This window comes from Nocardia sp. Root136 (assembly GCF_001427185.1).
Taxonomy (GTDB): Bacteria; Actinomycetota; Actinomycetes; order Mycobacteriales; family Mycobacteriaceae; genus Nocardia; species Nocardia salmonicida.
Window position 1 is genome coordinate 352,071 of record NZ_LMFE01000011.1, and the last position, 18,310, is coordinate 370,380.

Below are 18,310 nucleotides of genomic sequence, written 5' to 3' on the forward strand. Positions count from 1 at the left end.
AGTTATCCACAACCCTCGCGTGATGTGGAATCTGTCATGTTCAGGTGTGGAGAAAAGTTGTCCGCGAACTGTGGACAGTGCAATTTTCCCAGGTCAGTGCAGTGATTCCATTCGCGGTACCAGTTAGTTGCGGGGCCTGGAAGCAGGTCTGACCAGGTAGTTCAGCACAGCGACATCCCCAAGTTGTTCCACATCCGCCAGGTGCAGCCTGCGACCGGCGCCGCCGGGGAAATCGGCCGGTCCGACGAAGCGTGGGGCCGCCGGGTCGCCGACCAGGATCGGAGCGATCGCCAGGCGGATCTCGTCGACCAGGTCGGCGGCGAGGAAGCCGGTGTGCATGCCGGTGCCGCCTTCGACCATGAGGTTGTGGATGCCTCGGTCGCCGAGGTCGGTGACGAGAGCGGAGAGCGCGAGTCGCTCACCGAGGCTGACCACCTCGGCGAGTCCGTCGAGCCGGTCGCCGAGCTTCGCGGCGCCCGCGCTGGAGGTGTAGACGAGTTTGTCGCCCCCGGTGTGCCAGAAGCGCAGGTGTGGATCGAGATCACCGGAATCGGTGACGGTCACTTTCACCGGATACTCCGGTTTGCCCGCCGCCACCCGCGCGGCCCGGCGCTCGGCGCTGTTCACGAGCAACCGGGGATTGTCGGTGCGCAGTGTCTGCGCACCGATCAGGATCGCGTCGGATTCGGCGCGGATCTGGTCGACCCGATCGAAGTCGGCCGTGTTCGACAGCAGCAGTCGCTGCGCACTCGCGTCATCGATATAGCCGTCGAGACTGGCCGCCACCGAGAGCAAAACCTTCACTGTGTTCTCAGCGGCTGGCGCCGCCCTCCGCGGCCCCATGGGCCTCGATTCTTCCCTCCGGCGTTCAGTCGCTTCGCTCCTTCTCTCTGTCAGTCCAGAATCGAGGCGGGCCGCTACGGAGTCACCAGCGCGGCGACCTCCGCCTCGAGTGTGGCGACGAGTGCCTCCGACGGACGTTCGCCGCAGACCTCCAGCCAGTTGGCGAGCATCCGGTGCCCGCCCTGGGTGAGCACGGACTCGGGGTGGAATTGCACGCCGTGGATGGGCAGGGTGCGGTGACGCACCGCCATCACGATGCCGCTCTCGGTGTGGCCGACGACCACGAGTTCGTCGGGGATGGTGTCGGGGAGAACGGTCAGCGAGTGGTAGCGGGTGGCGGTGAAGGGGTCGGGCAGCCCGGCCAACACGCCGGACCCGAGATGGAACACGTCGCTGGTCTTGCCGTGCAGCAGTTCGGGCGCCCGGTCGACGGTGCCGCCGAACGCCTCGCCGATCGCCTGATGCCCGAGGCACACGCCGAGCAGCGGCATGTTGTGCTTCGCGGCCGCGTGCACGAGCGGGATGCTCGCGCCCGCCCGGTCGGGGCTGCCGGGGCCGGGGCTCACCAACACGCCGTCGAACGCGCCGCCCTCGTCGCCGGTGGTGAGCAGGGTGTCCAGATCGTCGAGGCGGGGATCGTCATTGCGCCAGACCACGACGTCGGCACCAAGCTGGCCTAGGTACTGGACCAGGTTGAACACGAAGCTGTCGTAGTTGTCGACGACCAATACACGCATGCGTCGAGGGTACGTGGCGACCCAGTAGGTCGTCGCATCCATTACCTGGTGGGATAGCCTAGGAGTTACCTGTACTCCGAATTCGAGGACGTCATGCCCAAGTCCAAGGTCCGCAAGAAGGCCGACTACACCCCGAGCCCCGCCAGCCGTACGCCGGTGAAGGTGAAAGCGGGGCCGTCGCCGGTCTGGTACGTCGCGATCATGCTGGGCTTCATGCTCGCCGGCCTGGTGTGGCTGATCGTTTACTACCTGGCACAGGACCACATCGCTTTCATGCTCGATCTGGGCGCCTGGAACTTCCTGATCGGGTTCGGCCTGATGGTCGTCGGCCTGATCATGACCATGCGATGGCGCTGATCGCAGCGGATTACACCCGTGTTATTCATGCACACCTGTGGATAACCCTGTGCACAACTCGAGGATAGAGGGGCGAACAACCGCGTGAACGACGCACAACCTGTCTCGTGGTCGACCCCTACCGCAGGCCTGCTCGTCGTCACCGGCGGCGGAATCCTGCTGGTCGTGGCCGCAATTCTCGCTCAGGACGGACCGAGCAGGCTACTCGTCGGCGTCGCCGCTGTGGCGGTGCTGGCAACGGCCGTGCTCGGTTTCCGGCAGCGCCCCCGGCTCACCATGATTCCCGGCGCCGCGCCGCGCCTGGTGGTCGGCACGCTCACCGGTCCGAAGGACTACCCGATCGACCGGATCGACCGGATTCGGATGGTGTCCTACCGTCGGATCGGCCGCAAAAGCGCGATGCTCGAGGTCGACGTCCACCACGAGGGCACCGAGCGCTTGCTGATCTTCGGCCGCTGGGACCTCGGCACCAACCCCCACGATGTGTACGACACGCTGGTCGTCAACGGCTTCGCCTCGGTGACCTCCGACTGACGTTGTTTCACGTGAAGCAAAGAACTCCCCGCCGTGATTCGTCACGGCGGGGAGTTTTTTTGTGGCTGTGATCAGTCGATACTCACGGCTGAGATGATGACCGGGTCGGTCGGGCGATCATTGCGATCGGTCTTCACCGAGGCGATCGCGTCGACCACCTTGCGCGAATCGGGGTCGACCACCTCGCCGAAGATCGAGTGCTTGCGATTGAGATGCGGCTGCGCGCCGACGGTGATGAAGAACTGTGAACCATTGGTCTCGGTGCCGGCGCCCGCATTGGCCATCGCGAGCAGATAGCCGCGGTCGAAGCGCAGATCCGGGTGGAACTCATCGGCGAACTCGAAGCCCGGCCCACCTCGGCCGGTACCTGTCGGATCGCCGCCCTGGATCATGAACCCCGGGATGATCCGGTGAAAGACGGCGCCGTCGTAGAACGGGCCACTTTCCGTACCGCCGGCGTTGACGGTGGAGTACGGCGCGGTGCCGTCGGCGAGACCGACGAAGTTGCGCACCGTCTTCGGGGCGTGGTTACCGAAAAGCGCGATCCTGATATCGCCGTGGTTGGTGTGCAGAGTCGCCACGGCCGTCTGGTTGGGTGAGGTCACGCAGTTATGGTGCCACGCGGCACGCCGAATCCGTTTGTGCCACAGTGGTCGAATGAAGCTTCGTAATCCACTGCTCGCGTCGCTCGCGCTCGCCGGGGCGGGCGCCTTGGCCTACCTGGCCCGCGCCAAGCGTCCGCAACTGCCGGAACCGGCCGCCGAGCCGCCGCGTCTGGGGTATTCCCGCAACGGCTCGACGCACTAGTTCCGGCTGTCGATCAGCGGCTGACCGACTTCTTGTACTGGATCTGAGCCAGCGGCACGAACACGACCAGGATCACCACAATCCAGACCAGCGATGTGGTGATCGGATGCTGCATCGTCCAAGCCTGCGAGGGTGGCGCCAGCGGGTTGACGTTGCCGAACAGGTTGCGCACCGCCTGGGTGACCGCGGACATCGGATTCCACTCGGCGAACACCCGCAGCGGTGTCGGCAGAGCGTCGATCGGCACGAACGCGTTGGACAGGAACGTCAGCGGGAAGATCACCATGAAGCTGGCGTTGTTGAACACCTCCGGTGCCCGTACGAGCAGGCCGACCACGGCCATCATCCACGACAACGCGTACGCGAAAAGCAACATCAACGCGTAGGCCAGCACCGCATCGAGGAACGACCCGCGGATACGCCAGCCGACGAGCAGGCCGGTCAGCGACATCACCACCAGGCTCACGATGTTGATCACCACATCGCTGACGGTGCGACCGACCAACACTGCCGATGACGCCATCGGCAGTGTCCGGAATCGGTCGATGATGCCCTTCTGCATGTCCTCGGCCAAGCTCGCGCCGGTGAACGAGGCGCCGAACACCACGGTCTGAACGAAGATGCCCGCGATCAGGAATTCTCGGTAACCGCCTTCCACACCCTCGACCTTGATCGCCGAGCCGAAGACGTAGGCGAACATGAGCACGAACATGATCGGCGACATCGTCGTGAAGATCAGCACGTCGGGCACGCGCTTGATCTTGATGACATTGCGTTTGGCGATAGTGATGCTGTCGCTAACCACCATCGACAGTCGTTCGCCGAGGCTGGGACGGTGCACCTCGGCCTTGTCGAGTGCGACGCTCATCGGTTCTTTCCTTCCACGGCGCCCACGGTCTCCGACTCGCGATCGCCGTTGACGAGTTCTTCGGCCTCGTGCCCGGTGAGCGTCAGGAAGACGTCGTCGAGCGAGGGTCTGCGTAGTGCGACATCGTTGATGTCCACCTTGTGCTCGGTGAGCCTGCCGATGGCGGTGACCAGGTCCTGCGATCCATCGGCCACCGGCACGATGAGCTTGCGCAGGCCTGGTTCGAGATGGATCTCGCCATCGGCGAGCCCACTGAGCACCTGCTGGGCGACGGCCAGTTGGTCGACGGCGCCGACGGTGAGTTCGATCCGGTCGCCACCGACGAGGGCCTTGAGTTCGTCGGCCGTGCCGCGCGCGATCACCTTGCCGCGGTCGATCACCGCGATCGAATCGGCGAGGCGGTCGGCCTCGTCCATGTACTGGGTGGTGAGCAGCAGCGTGGTGCCGCCGGCGACCAATTCCTCGATGACATCCCACAGATCGAGCCGGGCACGCGGGTCGAGACCGGTGGTCGGCTCGTCGAGGAACAGCACCGGCGGATTGGCCACCAGTGCGCCCGCCAGGTCCAGGCGCCTGCGCATACCGCCGGAGTAGCCCTTCACCGGCCGGTCGGCGGCGTCACTGAGCCGGAAGCGGTCGAGCAGTTCGCGGGCCCGTTCCTTACTTCGCTGGGTGCCCAGGTGGTAGAGCCTGCCGACCATTTCGAGATTCTCGAAGCCGGTGAGGTATTCGTCGACCGCGGAATACTGGCCGGAGGCGCCGATGCGCGAGCGCAGGGCCTGTGGATTGTTGAGCACGTCGATACCCGCGACGGTGGCGGTGCCCTCGTCGGGGATCAGCAGAGTGGTGAGAACGCGAACAGTCGTGGTCTTTCCCGCGCCGTTGGGGCCGAGAAGCGCGGTGACGGTACCTTCCGGAACGGACAGGTCGAGTCCGTCCAGGGCGACGAGCTGCCCGTACCGTTTGACCAGACCCTCGGCGACGATTGCGTCGGGCATGATTCTCCTGAAGTCGTGGTTGGCGATGTTTTGCCCAGTATTGCCCTACCCACCGACAAGTCGCATCCCAAATTTCAGCGGGCCCGCGCATCAGATGTACACAATTGTTCGACATGCCGACGCGATGCGACACGCGGCGAATCGGACTGATTTTCTGTCGCAGAGCACGAACGAGTACGTCGGTTCCCTGGGTGGTTGCCAGGCGCGGCACGAGAACATGTTCACCGGCAATTACCCGTAAAACCTTGCGTACCAGCCGATTCCGTTCTTCGTAAGACACCTGACAGGTATCGAGCGCCCACACCGGCCTCTCGCCGCACCCCGGACCACCACCGATACCCGCGCCGACATCCGGAAAATCTCGCCAACTCGCCAGGTGCGCGCACACTAATTCCGCGCGTATCGCGTAGGATCGTTCACGTCGGCCCCTCCCCCCCGGGCCGACCCTACGCGGGCCTCGGCTAACTCCCCCCCTTCGCCGAGGCCCGCTCCCCATTTTCCGGCAAGGTCGCAGCTCGGTACACCACCCGATGCGCACCGATACGCCGAGCGTCACAGTCCGGCCACGTTCCGGCGATCACCCGGCTACCAGGGTTATCGTCGCCCCATGGTGCCTGGTCGCGGTGCGATCGCCGGGGTCGTCTTATCGATGACGATCCTGGTCGGCTGCACCGGCTCCACCGACGACGAACACCCCACCGCGACGCCCTCCGCCGAGGTCCCCCCGAATCAAGTCGCCGGTGTCGCCCTGCCCGCCGACGCGGTCGACAAGGCCATCGGTCGCCTCGACGAACTGGCGGGCTCGCTGATGGACTCCAGCGGTATCCCAGGGATGGCTGTGGCCGTCGTCCACGGTGGAAAGACCGTGTATGCCAAGGGTTTCGGTGTTCGCGAAGCCGGCGCTCCGGACAAGATCGACGCCGATACCGTCTTCCAGCTCGCCTCGGTGTCGAAGTCGCTCGCCGCGACCGTCGTGGCCAACCAGGTCGGCGCGAACACGGTCGAGTGGACGACGCCGGTGGTCGCTCACCTCCCGTCGTTCGCGCTGGCCGATCCCGCCACCACCGCCCAACTCACCGTCGGCGACCTGTTCGCGCATCGCAGTGGCCTGCCCGACCACGCGGGCGATCGGCTCGAAGACCTCGGCTACGACCAGGCCGCGATCCTCGACAAACTTCGCCTCGAACCCCTCGACCCGTTCCGCGTCACCTACCACTACACCAACTTCGGGCTCACCGCCGCGGCCGAATCCGTAGCCGCGGCGGCCGGAAATGACTGGGCCCAGCTGTCGGCCGATGCCCTCTACACACCGCTCGGCATGCGCGACACCAGCTCTCGCTTCGACGACTTCCGTGCCCGTCCGAATCACGCGGTGGGGCACGTGAACATCGACGGCGAATGGGTCGCCCGCTACGTGCGCGACCCCGACCCCCAGTCCCCCGCGGGCGGCGCGAGCTCGTCGGTGAACGACATGGCCCGCTGGCTCACGATGCTGCTCGGCGACGGCACGACGGGCGCGACCACCATCGCCCCGCCCGAAGCCCTGCTACCCGCCGTCACACCCCAGATCGTCTCGGCGCCGCCCACGACCCCCACCGCGCGGGCAGGCAGCTACGGGTACGGCTTCAACGTGTCGGTCTCCTCGGCGGGTCGCACCGCCAACAGCCATTCCGGCGCCTTCGCCCTCGGCGCGGCGACCAACTTCCTGGTGATCCCGTCCGCCGACGTGGCCATCGTCGCGCTGACGAACGCGGCGCCGCTGGGCATTCCGGAGACCCTGACCGCCGAGTTCGGTGATCTGGTGCAGTTCGGCGAGGTGCGCGAGGACTGGCGCGGGCTGTACCGCGACGCGTTCGTCGCGGCCGACGCACCGGAAGGCGACCTGTCCGGTAAGACTGCCCCGTCCGATCCGGCTCCCGCACAGGCACTGTCGACCTACACGGGCACCTACGACAGCGACTACTGGGGCCCCGCGACGATCTCGGCGACACCGACCGGCCTGGTCCTCACCATCGGCCCCGCACGGCAGGAGTACCCACTGCGGCACTGGGAGGGCGACACCTTCGCCTTCGAGCCCAGCGGCGAGAACGCCCCGCCCGGCAGCGTCTCCTCGGCACGGTTCACCGACGGCAGGCTGACCATCGACTACTTCGACGAGAACGGCCTCGGCACCTTCGCCAAGAGCGGTTGATCAGGCGAGCGCGCGCCATGCGGTCGCCAGCCGCGCCGCCCTGACCTTGCCCGCCACCCCGAGCAGCGGAACGTCACGCTCCCAGCGCTTCCTGACCTCGGGGTCCACCGGCGCCCACAGCGGCTCCAGTTCGGCCCGCAAGCCGGTCAGCCGATCGAAGAGGCCGCCGAGCGCGATGTGCACACCCGGCGAGCTCGGATCCTCGGCGCCGACCCCACGTACCGCCGCAAACAGCGCCAGCAGCTGTTCTACGGGCTCAGCGGGCCACTGGGACAACCTGGCCACCCGAACCAGCTGACCGAGCACAGCGGCCACCACATGCAGGTCCTCGACCGTCCGGAACGGCTTCAGATAGTCCGTGTAGCCGTCACCGGGCAGCACTTCGCCCGGCGCGGCATCGAAGGTGACTCCCGCGTGCGGGATCTCGGGCGCGAACGGCAACGCGGGCAACGGCGACACCGCGGCGGCCGCACCAGCGGGCACCAGCACAGCTCGCAGGATCGGCCTGCCGTCGGGCTGGGTACCGGATCGGGCGATCACCAGGAACCGATCGGCGAACGTACCGAGCGTTGCGAAGGATTTCGTTCCGCTGACGGCGCCGTCCTCGCCCACCGTGGTGGTCATCGTCGACGGCCGCGCGCCGGCGCCTTCGGTCGCGCACATCGAGGACAGCTCGGTGGGATCGAGCGAGGGCACCAGCGCGTGCAGCGCTTCCTGATATCCCCCGAGAAACGCGGGACCTGTGCCGGCACTGTCGAATCCGGCGATCGCCGCGCGGTCGATGGAACTCGCGAAATCGCGGGACCGTGCGCGGTGACGTGCCCATTCCGCCGCGAAGTCAGTCGAAACCGAGTCGGCGGGGGTGGCGGTGAGGAGAAAATCGAATACCGAGGAATTCACAGATGTGGAGCCTAGGGGAATCGAACCCCTAACCCCTGCCTTGCAAAGGCAGTGCTCTGCCAATTGAGCTAAGGCCCCTTACTGGTCGCTGACCAGTTGGCAACCCGAAATCAGCGGGTGGTGACCTCGCGCCAGAGGTCTGCGTCGTCGCGCTTGCGGAATTTGTTGACACCGATGAGAACGGCGATCACAACACCGACCATGAGGACAATCTTCATGATTCCCACCCTACTGTGCTGTTCGGGAGTGGGCCTAGGAGGACTTGAACCTCCGACCTCTTCGTTATCAGCGAAGCGCTCTAACCGCCTGAGCTATAGGCCCGAACTCATTTCGATCCCCTGCCGGAGCAGTGAACCGCAACGAGAAACGAGGTTACCTTACCTGGCTGCCGATAACCAAAACGGCCGGTCAGGCCCAGTTTCCTGAGTCGACCGGCCGTTCGGGAAAACCCAGTTCTAGTCGGGATCAGCCAGGGTTACCTGGATGCCACCGACCAGATCGCAGCACTGGTTGTAGATGAACACGCCGACGGTGGCCAGCGCGGTGAACAGCACCACGTTGATGAGGCCGATCACACCCGCGTAGCCGAACACCGTGCCCGCGTCGATCAGGCTCGACGAGTTGCCCTCCGGGTTCAGCATCTCGCCCAGCGAGTTGTCCAGGTTGTCCCAGACGCCCATGCCGGCCAGGACGATGTAGAGCAGGCCGACGGCCAGCATCCACACGAAGAACAGTGCGACGCTGATCACCAGCGTGATCTTCAGGGTCGACCAGGGGTCGATCCGGCGGATCTGCACCGTCGCGCGTAGTGGCTCACCCGACGCGGCGGCCGCGATGGCCACCGGTACCGCGGGCGAGACCGTGCCCGCGGCGGCTGCCCGCGCACTCGGCCCCGGGTTGTACTGCTGGGGCTGGGGCGCCATCGGTAGCCCTGGCGGCGCCACCGGCGCCTCGGGTGCCGGGTGGCGTACGTCGGACAGGTCGGGCATGTCCTTGACCAGTTCCGGACGCGCGATGCTGCGAGTCGGCCCGTCGATACCGACGGACTTCACCATCGCCGCTTCCTTGCGAGCCGCCTTGGCCGCCAGGTCGGCGGTGGTGCGTGCGTTGGACGCGCCGCTGCCCTTGAGTCCGCCTGCCGAGGCCCCGGACGAGGGCCGGCCCTGGCTCGGCGCTTCACCGGGCCGATACAGGTTCGACTGCGGTTCACGCTGCGGAAGCTGAGCCCACCCGTCCTGGTAGGGCGAGGATTTGCTGCCCTTACCGTCGAGCGAATCGGCACCGGCCGCACCGGATTCCGGCGCCGCGCCCTCGGCCGGACCGCCCTGGCGTGGGATCGGTCGCGGCGGGATCGGAGACGTGGCGATTCGCTCGGTGACGCCGTTGGTCTGGTTCCGATCGTCGTTCGACTGATTCGGTGTGGTCAATGGAATCCTCAGATCCGTTCGTTGCCGCCGCTATTTGGTGTGTTACTCCGAAGCCACGTCGCCGAGGAGCTGATCGGGATCGGGCTCGTCGGCGTTGCGCGCGATCGCTAGCAAGGTATCGCCATCCGCGAGGTTCATCAATCGCACGCCCTTGGTCTGGCGTCCGGCTTTACGAACCTGCTTGGCTGCGGTGCGGATGACACCACCACTGGAAGTGATCGCGTACAACTCGTCCTCGTCGTCGACGATGAGCGCACCCACCAGGCTGCCACGTTTCGGGTCGTACTGGATTGTCAATACGCCTTTTCCGCCCCGGCCCTGGGCCGTGTACTCCTCGATCGCCGTGCGCTTGGCATACCCACCAGCCGTCGCGACAAGCAGATACGTCTCCAGACGCACCACGTTGAGCGAGAGCAATTCGTCGTCGGTGTTGAAGCGCATGCCCTGCACGCCGGAGGTGGCCCGACCCATCGGACGCAGGGCCTCGTCGGTGGCCGCGAAGCGGATCGACTGGCCGTGCGCCGAGACCAGGAGCAGGTCGTCGTCGGACGAGCACAGCACCGCGCCGACCAATTCGTCGTCGTCGCGCAGGTTCACCGCGACGATGCCGCCGGACCGGTTGGAGTCGAAGTCTGTGAGTTTGGACTTCTTCACCAGGCCCGCGCGTGTCGCGAGCACGAGGTACGGAGCGTCTTCGTAGGTCTTGAGCTGGATGATCTGGGCGATCTTCTCGTCCGGCTGGAAGGCCAGCAGGTTGGCCACGTGCTGACCACGCGCGGTCCGGTTGGCCTCGGGCAGCTCGTAGGCCTTGGCCCGGTAGACGCGCCCCTTGTTGGTGAAGAACAGCAGCCAGTCGTGCGTGGACGACACGAAGAAGTGCTTGACGATGTCGTCCTGCTTCAGACCCGCGCCCATCACGCCCTTGCCGCCGCGCTTCTGCGAGCGGTAGAGGTCGGTCTTGGTGCGCTTGGCGTAGCCGGTCTCGGTGATCGTGACCACCACGTCCTCGCGCGCGATCAGATCCTCGTCGGCGACGTCACCGTCGGCGGCGATGATCCTGGTCCGACGGTCGTCGCCGTACTTCTCGACGATCTCGGCCAGCTCGTCGCGCACGATCGCGCGCTGACGCTCGGGCTTGTCGAGAATGTCCTTGTAGTCGGCGATCTCGATCTCGATCTTGGCCAGATCGTCGATGATGCGCTGACGTTCCAGGGCCGACAGTCGACGCAGCTGCATGTCGAGGATGGCGGTCGACTGAATCTCGTCGATGTCGAGCAGCTGCATCAGGCCGGTGCGCGCGGTGTCGGTGTTGGCCGCGCCGCGGATCAACGCGATGACCTGGTCGAGCATGTCGAGGGCCTTGACCAGGCCGCGCAGGATGTGGGCCCGCTCCTCGGCCTTGCGCAGCAGGTAGCGGGTGCGCCGGACGATGACCTCGAGCTCGTGATTCACGTAGTAGCGAATCATCTGGTCCAGGCGCAGGGTACGCGGCACGCCATCGACGATCGAGAGCATGTTCGCGCCGAAGCTGGTCTGCAGCTGGGTGTGCTTGTAGAGGTTGTTCAGCACCACCTTCGCCACCGCGTCACGCTTGACCGTGACCACGATGCGCATGCCGACACGGTCGGAGGACTCGTCGTGGATATCGGAGATACCCGCGATCTTCGCGTCCTTCACCTGCTCGGCGATGGAGTTGACGAAGTTGTCGGTGTTGACCTGGTACGGCAGTTCGGTGATGACGATCGTGGTGCGACCACGCGCGTCTTCCTCGATCTCCACCACACCACGCATGCGGATGGAACCGCGACCGGTGGTGTAGGCGTCGTGGATGCCCTGCCCGCCGACGATCAGGCCGTGGGTCGGGAAGTCGGGGCCCTTGACCCGTTCCATGCAGGCGGCGAGGGTGGATTCCTCGTCGGCCTCGTAGTTCTCCAACGCCCAGTAGATGGCCTCGGCCAGCTCGTTGAGGTTGTGCGGCGGGATGTTGGTCGCCATGCCGACCGCGATGCCGTTGCTGCCGTTCATCAGCAGGGCGGGCACGCGCGCGGGCAGCACGGTCGGCTCTTGCGAGCGACCGTCGTAGTTCGGAACGAAATCGACCGTCTCCTGGTCGATATCGCGCAGCATCTCCATCGCGAGCGGCGTCAGACGGCACTCGGTGTACCGCATGGCGGCCGCGCCGTCGTTGCCGCGGGAACCGAAGTTGCCCTGGCCGTCGACCATCGGGTAGCGCAGCGACCACGGCTGGGCCATGCGCACGAGGGTGTCGTAGATCGACGAGTCGCCGTGCGGGTGGTAGTTACCCATGGTCTCGGCGACCGGACGCGCGGACTTCACATAGCCGCGATCGGGGCGGTAGCCGTTGTCGTACATCGCGTAGAGCACGCGACGGTGCACCGGCTTGAGGCCGTCGCGCACGTCGGGCAGCGCGCGGCCCACGATCACGCTCATCGCGTAGTCGATGTAGCTGTTCTGCATTTCGGTCTGGATATCGACCGGTTCGGTCCGGTCGCCCGCACCGCCGGACGGTGGCAGCGTGGTCTCAGTCATCAAATCTCCTTCGAGGGGCCGACATGCGAGCGGGCGCGCCCTTCAGGCGCTGCGCCGCTTACACATCGAGGAAACGGACGTCCTTGGCATTGCGGGTGATGAAGCTGCGACGTGCTTCCACGTCCTCGCCCATCAGCACGGAGAACAGCTCGTCGGCCGCGGCCGCGTCGTCGAGCGTCACCTGACGAAGTACCCGAACCGCGGGGTCCATCGTGGTTTCCCACAGCTCCTTGGCGTTCATCTCGCCCAGACCCTTGTAGCGCTGGATGCCGTCGTCCTTGTTGATCTTCTTGCCCGCGGCGAGACCGGCCTCGACCAGCGCGTCGCGCTCACGGTCGGAGTAGGCGAACTCCGGTTCCGAACGCATCCACTTGAGCTTGTACAGCGGCGGCTGGGCCAGGTACACGTGACCGTGCTCGACCAGCGGACGCATGAAGCGGAACAGCAGCGTGAGCAGCAGCGTCGCGATGTGCTGACCGTCCACGTCGGCGTCGGCCATCAGGATGATCTTGTTGTAGCGCAGCTTGGCGATATCGAACTCGTCGTGGATACCGGTGCCGAACGCGGTGATGATCGACTGGACCTCGTTGTTCTTGAGGACGCGGTCGATGCGGGCCTTCTCGACGTTGATGATCTTGCCGCGCAGCGGCAGGATCGCCTGGTACATCGAGTCGCGGCCCGACTTCGCCGAACCACCGGCGGAGTCGCCCTCGACGATGTAGATCTCGCACTTGCCCGGATCCTTCGACCGGCAGTCGGCCAGCTTGCCCGGCAGTCCGCCCAGGTCGGTCGCCGACTTGCGGCGCACCAGCTCACGCGCCTTACGGGCGGCCATCCGGGCCTGCGCCGAGGACACCGCCTTCTGCACGATGGTCTTCGCGTCGGCCGGGTTGGCCTCGAACCAGTGCTGCAGGTGCTCGTTGCAGGCGCGCTGCACGAACGACTTGACCTCGGTGTTGCCGAGCTTGGTCTTGGTCTGGCCCTCGAACTGCGGCTCGCCGACCTTGACGCTCACGATGGCGGCGAGGCCCTCGCGGATGTCGTCACCGGTGAGGTTGCCGTCCTTCTCCTTGAGGAGCTTCTTCTCCTTGGCGTACTTGTTGACCACCGTGGTGAGCGCCGCGCGGAAGCCCTCTTCGTGGGTGCCGCCCTCATGGGTGTTGATCGTGTTGGCGAAGGTGTGGACCGACTCGGAGTAACCCGAGTTCCACTGCATCGCGACCTCGAGCTCGTGGCCGGTGCCCTTGACCGTGTAGCCGACGACCGAGTTGTGGATGGCCGACTTGGTGCGGTTGATGTGGCGGACGAAGTCCACCAGGCCGCCGGGGTAGTGGTAGGTGCGGGTCTTCACCTTGTGCTCGGTCGCTTCCGCGGCGACCACCTCGGCGTCCTTGGGCGCCTCGGCGGTCTCACTGACCACCTCGTCGATGACGTCGCCCACGGCGACCCGCTCATCGGTGAGCTTGATGGTGAGGCCCTTGTTCAGGAAGGCCATCTCCTGCAGGCGCCGCGCCACGGTCTCGAAGTTGTAGGTGGTGGTCTCGAAGATGTCCGGGTCGGCCCAGAACCGCACCGTGGTGCCGGTGGCCTTGGTCGCCTCGCCCTGCGCGAGCTTGCCGGGCTTGGCGTCCTTGTAGGTCTGGGTCCAGTGGTAGCCGTCGACGTCGATCTCGACCTCGACCTTGGTCGAGAGCGCGTTCACCACCGAGATACCGACACCGTGCAGACCACCCGACACCGCGTAGGAGTCGGAGTCGAACTTGCCACCGGCGTGCAGCTGGGTCATGACGACCTCGATCGTCGGCACGCCCTGCGCGTGCATCCCGACCGGGATGCCACGACCGTCGTCGATCACCTCGACGCCGCCGTCGGCGAGCAGGGTCACCTCGACCTTGCTCGCGTAGCCGGCCATCGCCTCATCGACCGAGTTGTCCACAACCTCCCAGATGAGGTGGTGCAGACCGCGTTCACCGGTGGACCCGATGTACATGCCAGGGCGCTTGCGCACCGCCTCGAGGCCTTCGAGGACCGTGATGGAAGAGGCACCGTAGCCTGAATTGTTGCCCGATGCGTTGGAGTCGTTGGCAGCCACTTCTCGGTAGCTCTCCTTACTTGCTGATCCCTGGCGCAGCGATCCGGGCAGCACGCGCACGGCTCGGAAAGAGCCATCAGATATCACGGACTGCACAGCACGCGCCGAAGGTTCGCCGCTGGTTACGTCACCATCCTACTGGTAAGCCCAACTTACAGTGCACCTACGACACCCCTGGCGTCGCCGTGAATGCAAGAAATCGCCCAACCGCGGGACATTTCCGCCTCTACGGGAATTTTGACGGTCGTGGGAGCGAATAGGCGGGCGCGTCCGAGGCGGCGGGCGCGTGGTGCGAGATCCGGCATGTGCTCTGGGTTTAAGTTATCCACAGGCGTTGTGCACATGTCCACAACTCGAGGCGCGAGAGCGGCGCAGGCACAACGGATCTCGCCCCGGTCACCGCGCGGCTACCCGTAGGTATCGCGCGGGCCACGGCCCTTGATGTGTCGATCGCCCTTGCGCCAGCTCGGCGCGGCGGGGCCGGTGATGCGCAGTGAGGTGACCACGCCGTGACCGACCGCGGCGTTGATCTTGGCCAAGATCTGGCTCTGCAACATGCGCAGCTGGGTAGCCCACGCGGTGGACTCCGCGGCGATCTTGAGCACACCGCCTTCGAGGGTCACCGGGGTGGCGTGTGAGGCGATGTCCTCGCCGACCACCCGTGGCCAGCTGCCGAACACCGTGCCCTCGGCTACCTTGCCTGACCAGCCACGATTCTTCGCCAGCGAGCCGCTGAGCGCGCCTAGGAGCTGGGGATCGCGAGCGTCGGGGCCCGACCCCGACCAGCCGCTGCGGCGCCTGCCGCCTGCCCGCAACTTGCGTACCGGCGAGGCCCTGCCCTGCCCGATGGACTTGCCACTCGCCTTGGCCGCGGCACGCGCCTCTTCCAGCGCGCGGCGGGCCAGATCGATGCCGCGCAGCTCCGGTGCGGGTTCTTCCGGCACGGGTTTCCGCCTTCCGGTGTCGAGGGTGGCCGAGTGTGGATGGAGTCTACGCCGGGGCGCCGACTGGCTCGTCGAGCACCGATCCGGCATATGTCCAGCATGTTGCCGGTTTTCCACAGGGGCTGGGGATAACTATCGCGATCTGTGCATATCTTCGGCATGTTCGACGACTTCGGTGACGATATGTGAGGTACGCCGGTCGGCTTCGCCGGTCGTTTGCACACGCAACGGTTCGGCGGCCAGTTCCGACGGCACGTCCTCGGCCACCGCGGCCGTGATCAACACTTGCTCGGCACCCGCGGCCACCTCCGCGAGCGCGGCGCGGCGGCGGCGATCGAGTTCGGCGAACACGTCGTCGAGCAGCAGCACCGGTTCAGAACCCTCGCTGCGCAACAGCTCGAACGAGGCCAACCGTAGCGCGAGGGCGAACGACCAGGATTCACCATGACTGGCGAAGCCCTTCGCGGGGGCGCTGCCGAGCAGCAACTCCAGATCGTCGCGATGCGGGCCGACCAGACAGACCCCGCGATCGAGCTCCCGGTTCCGTGCGGCGGCCAGCTCGCGCAGCATGATCTCGTGCAGCAGCGGTGCGTCACCGGCCTCCGGCGCCCTGGCCGGATCGAGCAGTTCCGGTGGGAGATACCCCGAGCGGTAAGTGATTGCGGCAGGACGCGATTCGGGCGCGATCGACCGATATGCCTGGGACAGATGGGGATACAGGTCGTGCACCAGGCGCAGCCGTTCGGCGAGCAGCACCGCCGCGTGGTCGGCGAGATGCCCGTCCCACACGTCCAGAGTGCCCAGATCGGCGCGCGAACGCGATTGGCGCCCAGCGGTTTTCAACAGGGCCGAGCGTTGGCGCAGCACCTTGTCGTAGTCGGCTCGGACACCGGCGAGCCTGGGCAACCGGGCTGTGGACAACTCGTCGAGGAACCGACGCCGCTCCCCCGGATCCCCACGCACCAGCGCCAGATCCTCCGGCGCGAACAAGACGGTGTGCAGAATCCCCAGGATTTCGCGGGAGCGGCGCACCGGCGAGCGATTGATCTGCGCGCGATTGGCACTGCCCGCCTTGAGTTCCACGTCTACGCGCAGTTCGCGGCCGGTATTCACCACGGTGGCCCCGATCCTGGCCTGGGTAGCGCCCATCCGGATCAGTGGGGCGTCGGCGGAGACCCGGTGCGAGCCGAGCGTCGCCAGATAGCCGACCGCCTCGAGCAGATTGGTCTTGCCGTTGCCGTTTGCCCCCAGCAGCACTGTGCGCCCTGGGGACAACTCGAGGTCGGCGTGCTCCCACGAACGGAAATCACGGACCGACAGCTCACGAATGAACATGCGGGCCTTACCGGCGCCTGCCGGCTCAGCCGGGCAGCCGGACCGGCATCAACAGGTAGATGTACTGGCTCTCCAGCGCCGCGAACGCGCCCGACTCGAGCACCTTGGGCTCCTCGTCGGAGGCGGGCAGCAGCACGGCGGGACGGCTGGGGGTGGTGAACCCGAAGGTGACCCGGTCGGTGTGCAGCGCGGCGAGGCCCTCGGTCAGGTAGCCGGGGTTGAAGGCGATGGTGAGCGGTTCGCCACGGAAATCCGCCTCCAGCCATTCCTCGGCCCGGCCCGCGTCGTCCCCACCCGCTGACAACAGCACGCCGTCTGTGGAGAACTCGAGCCGCACCTGGGCACCGCGCTCGGCCACCAGGGCGACGCGCTTGATCGCCTCCGACAGCACGGCGACGGGCAGGGTGGCGATGGAGGTGTGCTCCTTGGGGAGCAACTGGCGGAACTTGGGGAATTCCGCGTCGAGCAGCCGGGTGGTGGTGCGCCTGCCGCCGTTGACGATGCCGAGCAGGCCGTCGGCGCCGCCACCGCTGCCCAGCGACAGCTGCACGGGCGCCTCGGCGGCACCGAGGGTCTTGGCGGCCTCGGAGAGCGTGCGCGCGGGGATGAGCACCGCGGTCTCGATATCGGAGCGGGTCGGCTGCCACTGCAGGTGGCGCACGGCGAGGCGGAAGCGGTCGGTGGCGGCGAGCACCACGTCGTTGCCCTCGATCTCGACCCGGATGCCGGTGAGCATCGGCAGGGTGTCGTCACGGCCGGCGGCGACGGCGACCTGGCCGACGGCCTCGGCGAACACGTCGACGGTGAGTTCACCGGTCTGCTGCGGTACCTCGGGCAGCTGGGGATAGTCCTCGACCGGCATGGTCGGCAGGGAGAACTTCGCGCTGCCACAGGCGATGAGCACGCGGGTGCCGTCGACCGAGACGTCGACCGGCTTGTTCGACAGCGACTTGGTGATGTCGGCGAGCAGGCGACCCGAGACCAGCACCTGACCGGGACCGGCGACCTCGGCCGCGACGCGCATCTGCGCGGAGACCTCATAGTCGAACCCGGAGACCGTCAGACCGTTCTCGTCGGCCACCAGCAGCACACCGCCCAGAACAGGCACCGGAGGCCGGGACGGGAGACTGCGCGCCACCCAGGCCACCGATTCGGCGAAGTCCTCTCGGGCGACCCGAAACTTCATGCTCGCAAGCTCCATCGCCCGATTTGTCCTCTCCGAGTTTCGAATCCGTGTGCGGGGGTGTGTCAGCGGAGTTGAACTGCTGTGTCGGCCGCGCATTGAGTCTCGCACAACCAACCGACAACCAAACGGTACCCGTGCAGTGCGCGAACTCCGCATCGACCCTCCCGGCCGATTCCTGTTCGTCGATCTACCCCTGTTCCTCCTTGCCTGCCTGTGAGTGGACAACCGACGAAGCCGAGCTTCCCCAACCGAGTTTCCACACACCCTGTTTTAAAAGAGTTCTCTCTAGAAGGAGAACTGAAGTAGTAGTAGGCACTGTGGAATCTGTGGATTTCGACCGAATCCGCAGGTCAGAGCGCTTGGTGGCATGGGGATGGCCTTGGGGTGACTCGAGGATGAATCGGCGGTGGCTGTGGAGGGGCGGAGTTGTCCCCATTCCATCCTCGAGTTGTCCTCGAGTTGTTCCACCGGATTCACCCAGTTGTTCACACGTCGGGCCAGCCTGGTGGCAAGGGTGGGGATTCCTCGAGGACTCCACAGG

17 protein-coding genes and 2 tRNA genes are annotated in these 18,310 nt (G+C 66.2%); 4 read left to right on the forward strand and 15 right to left on the reverse strand.

All coding sequences use genetic code 11. The annotated features are described in order from the left end of the window. Positions 1 to 123: 123 nt before the first annotated feature. Both ASD42_RS29255 and ASD42_RS29260 read right to left on the reverse strand, forming a co-directional pair. The gene (locus ASD42_RS29255; RefSeq protein WP_235569874.1) at positions 124 to 804 is read right to left on the reverse strand and encodes a RibD family protein; all 681 of its coding nucleotides are present in this window, start codon (positions 802 to 804) and stop codon (positions 124 to 126) included. A 113-nt stretch (positions 805 to 917) separates the two neighbouring features. Then, entirely contained in the window at positions 918 to 1,580 is a 663-nt protein-coding gene (locus ASD42_RS29260; RefSeq protein ID WP_056822828.1) for an aminodeoxychorismate/anthranilate synthase component II, read from the reverse strand. A gap of 93 nt (positions 1,581 to 1,673) precedes the next feature. Between ASD42_RS29260 and crgA the strand changes: the two genes are divergently transcribed. Next, entirely contained in the window at positions 1,674 to 1,937 is a 264-nt protein-coding gene (crgA, locus tag ASD42_RS29265) for a cell division protein CrgA (RefSeq protein WP_056822573.1), read from the forward strand. An 84-nt stretch (positions 1,938 to 2,021) separates the two neighbouring features. Next, positions 2,022 to 2,471 (forward strand): PH domain-containing protein, encoded by a 450-nt coding sequence (locus ASD42_RS29270; RefSeq protein ID WP_056822575.1) that lies wholly within the window; start codon positions 2,022 to 2,024, stop codon positions 2,469 to 2,471. Between the two features lie 71 nt (positions 2,472 to 2,542). Here the strand turns inward: ASD42_RS29270 and ASD42_RS29275 are convergent, their stop codons facing one another. Next, positions 2,543 to 3,076 (reverse strand): peptidylprolyl isomerase, encoded by a 534-nt coding sequence (locus ASD42_RS29275; protein ID WP_056822577.1) that lies wholly within the window; start codon positions 3,074 to 3,076, stop codon positions 2,543 to 2,545. A gap of 52 nt (positions 3,077 to 3,128) precedes the next feature. Between ASD42_RS29275 and ASD42_RS34985 the strand changes: the two genes are divergently transcribed. Continuing rightward, a complete protein-coding gene (locus tag ASD42_RS34985; protein WP_200950532.1) occupies positions 3,129 to 3,278 on the forward strand; it encodes a hypothetical protein in 150 nt (49 codons plus the stop codon). Positions 3,279 to 3,291: 13 nt separating this feature from the next. Here the strand turns inward: ASD42_RS34985 and ASD42_RS29280 are convergent, their stop codons facing one another. Both ASD42_RS29280 and ASD42_RS29285 read right to left on the reverse strand, forming a co-directional pair. Continuing rightward, a complete protein-coding gene (locus ASD42_RS29280) occupies positions 3,292 to 4,086 on the reverse strand; it encodes an ABC transporter permease (RefSeq protein ID WP_056822830.1) in 795 nt (264 codons plus the stop codon). 56 nt (positions 4,087 to 4,142) lie between these two features. Further along, positions 4,143 to 5,144 carry an ATP-binding cassette domain-containing protein gene (locus ASD42_RS29285; RefSeq protein WP_056822578.1) on the reverse strand — a complete coding sequence of 334 codons (1,002 nt, stop codon included), beginning with the start codon at positions 5,142 to 5,144 and terminating at the stop codon, positions 4,143 to 4,145. A 607-nt stretch (positions 5,145 to 5,751) separates the two neighbouring features. Here ASD42_RS29285 and ASD42_RS29290 point away from each other — a divergent pair. Continuing rightward, positions 5,752 to 7,335 carry a serine hydrolase gene (locus tag ASD42_RS29290; RefSeq protein WP_056822581.1) on the forward strand — a complete coding sequence of 528 codons (1,584 nt, stop codon included), beginning with the start codon at positions 5,752 to 5,754 and terminating at the stop codon, positions 7,333 to 7,335. Here the strand turns inward: ASD42_RS29290 and ASD42_RS29295 are convergent, their stop codons facing one another. The 10 genes from ASD42_RS29295 to dnaN all read right to left on the reverse strand — a co-directional run bounded on the left by ASD42_RS29295 (position 7,336) and on the right by dnaN (position 17,784). Beyond that, a complete protein-coding gene (locus tag ASD42_RS29295; protein WP_056822583.1) occupies positions 7,336 to 8,235 on the reverse strand; it encodes an acyl-CoA dehydrogenase family protein in 900 nt (299 codons plus the stop codon). A gap of 5 nt (positions 8,236 to 8,240) precedes the next feature. Next, positions 8,241 to 8,313 (reverse strand) — tRNA-Ala (locus ASD42_RS29300). A 32-nt stretch (positions 8,314 to 8,345) separates the two neighbouring features. Further along, entirely contained in the window at positions 8,346 to 8,453 is a 108-nt protein-coding gene (locus tag ASD42_RS35500) for a DLW-39 family protein (protein WP_214516728.1), read from the reverse strand. A gap of 29 nt (positions 8,454 to 8,482) precedes the next feature. Next, positions 8,483 to 8,556 (reverse strand) — tRNA-Ile (locus tag ASD42_RS29305). 134 nt (positions 8,557 to 8,690) lie between these two features. Then, entirely contained in the window at positions 8,691 to 9,662 is a 972-nt protein-coding gene (locus tag ASD42_RS29310) for a DUF3566 domain-containing protein (RefSeq protein ID WP_056822585.1), read from the reverse strand. A gap of 42 nt (positions 9,663 to 9,704) precedes the next feature. Continuing rightward, a complete protein-coding gene (gyrA, locus tag ASD42_RS29315) occupies positions 9,705 to 12,212 on the reverse strand; it encodes a DNA gyrase subunit A (protein WP_056822588.1) in 2,508 nt (835 codons plus the stop codon). Positions 12,213 to 12,270: 58 nt separating this feature from the next. After that, positions 12,271 to 14,304, reverse strand: coding sequence for a DNA topoisomerase (ATP-hydrolyzing) subunit B (gene gyrB, locus ASD42_RS29320; RefSeq protein WP_056822590.1), 2,034 nt, complete (start codon positions 14,302 to 14,304; stop codon positions 12,271 to 12,273). 407 nt (positions 14,305 to 14,711) lie between these two features. Continuing rightward, positions 14,712 to 15,248, reverse strand: coding sequence for a DUF721 family protein (locus ASD42_RS29325; protein WP_056822592.1), 537 nt, complete (start codon positions 15,246 to 15,248; stop codon positions 14,712 to 14,714). A gap of 132 nt (positions 15,249 to 15,380) precedes the next feature. After that, positions 15,381 to 16,583, reverse strand: coding sequence for a DNA replication/repair protein RecF (gene recF, locus ASD42_RS29330; protein WP_056822594.1), 1,203 nt, complete (start codon positions 16,581 to 16,583; stop codon positions 15,381 to 15,383). A gap of 25 nt (positions 16,584 to 16,608) precedes the next feature. After that, on the reverse strand, positions 16,609 to 17,784 hold the full coding sequence (gene dnaN / locus ASD42_RS29335; RefSeq protein WP_056822597.1) for a DNA polymerase III subunit beta: 1,176 nt from the start codon (positions 17,782 to 17,784) through the stop codon (positions 16,609 to 16,611). Positions 17,785 to 18,310: the final 526 nt, after the last annotated feature.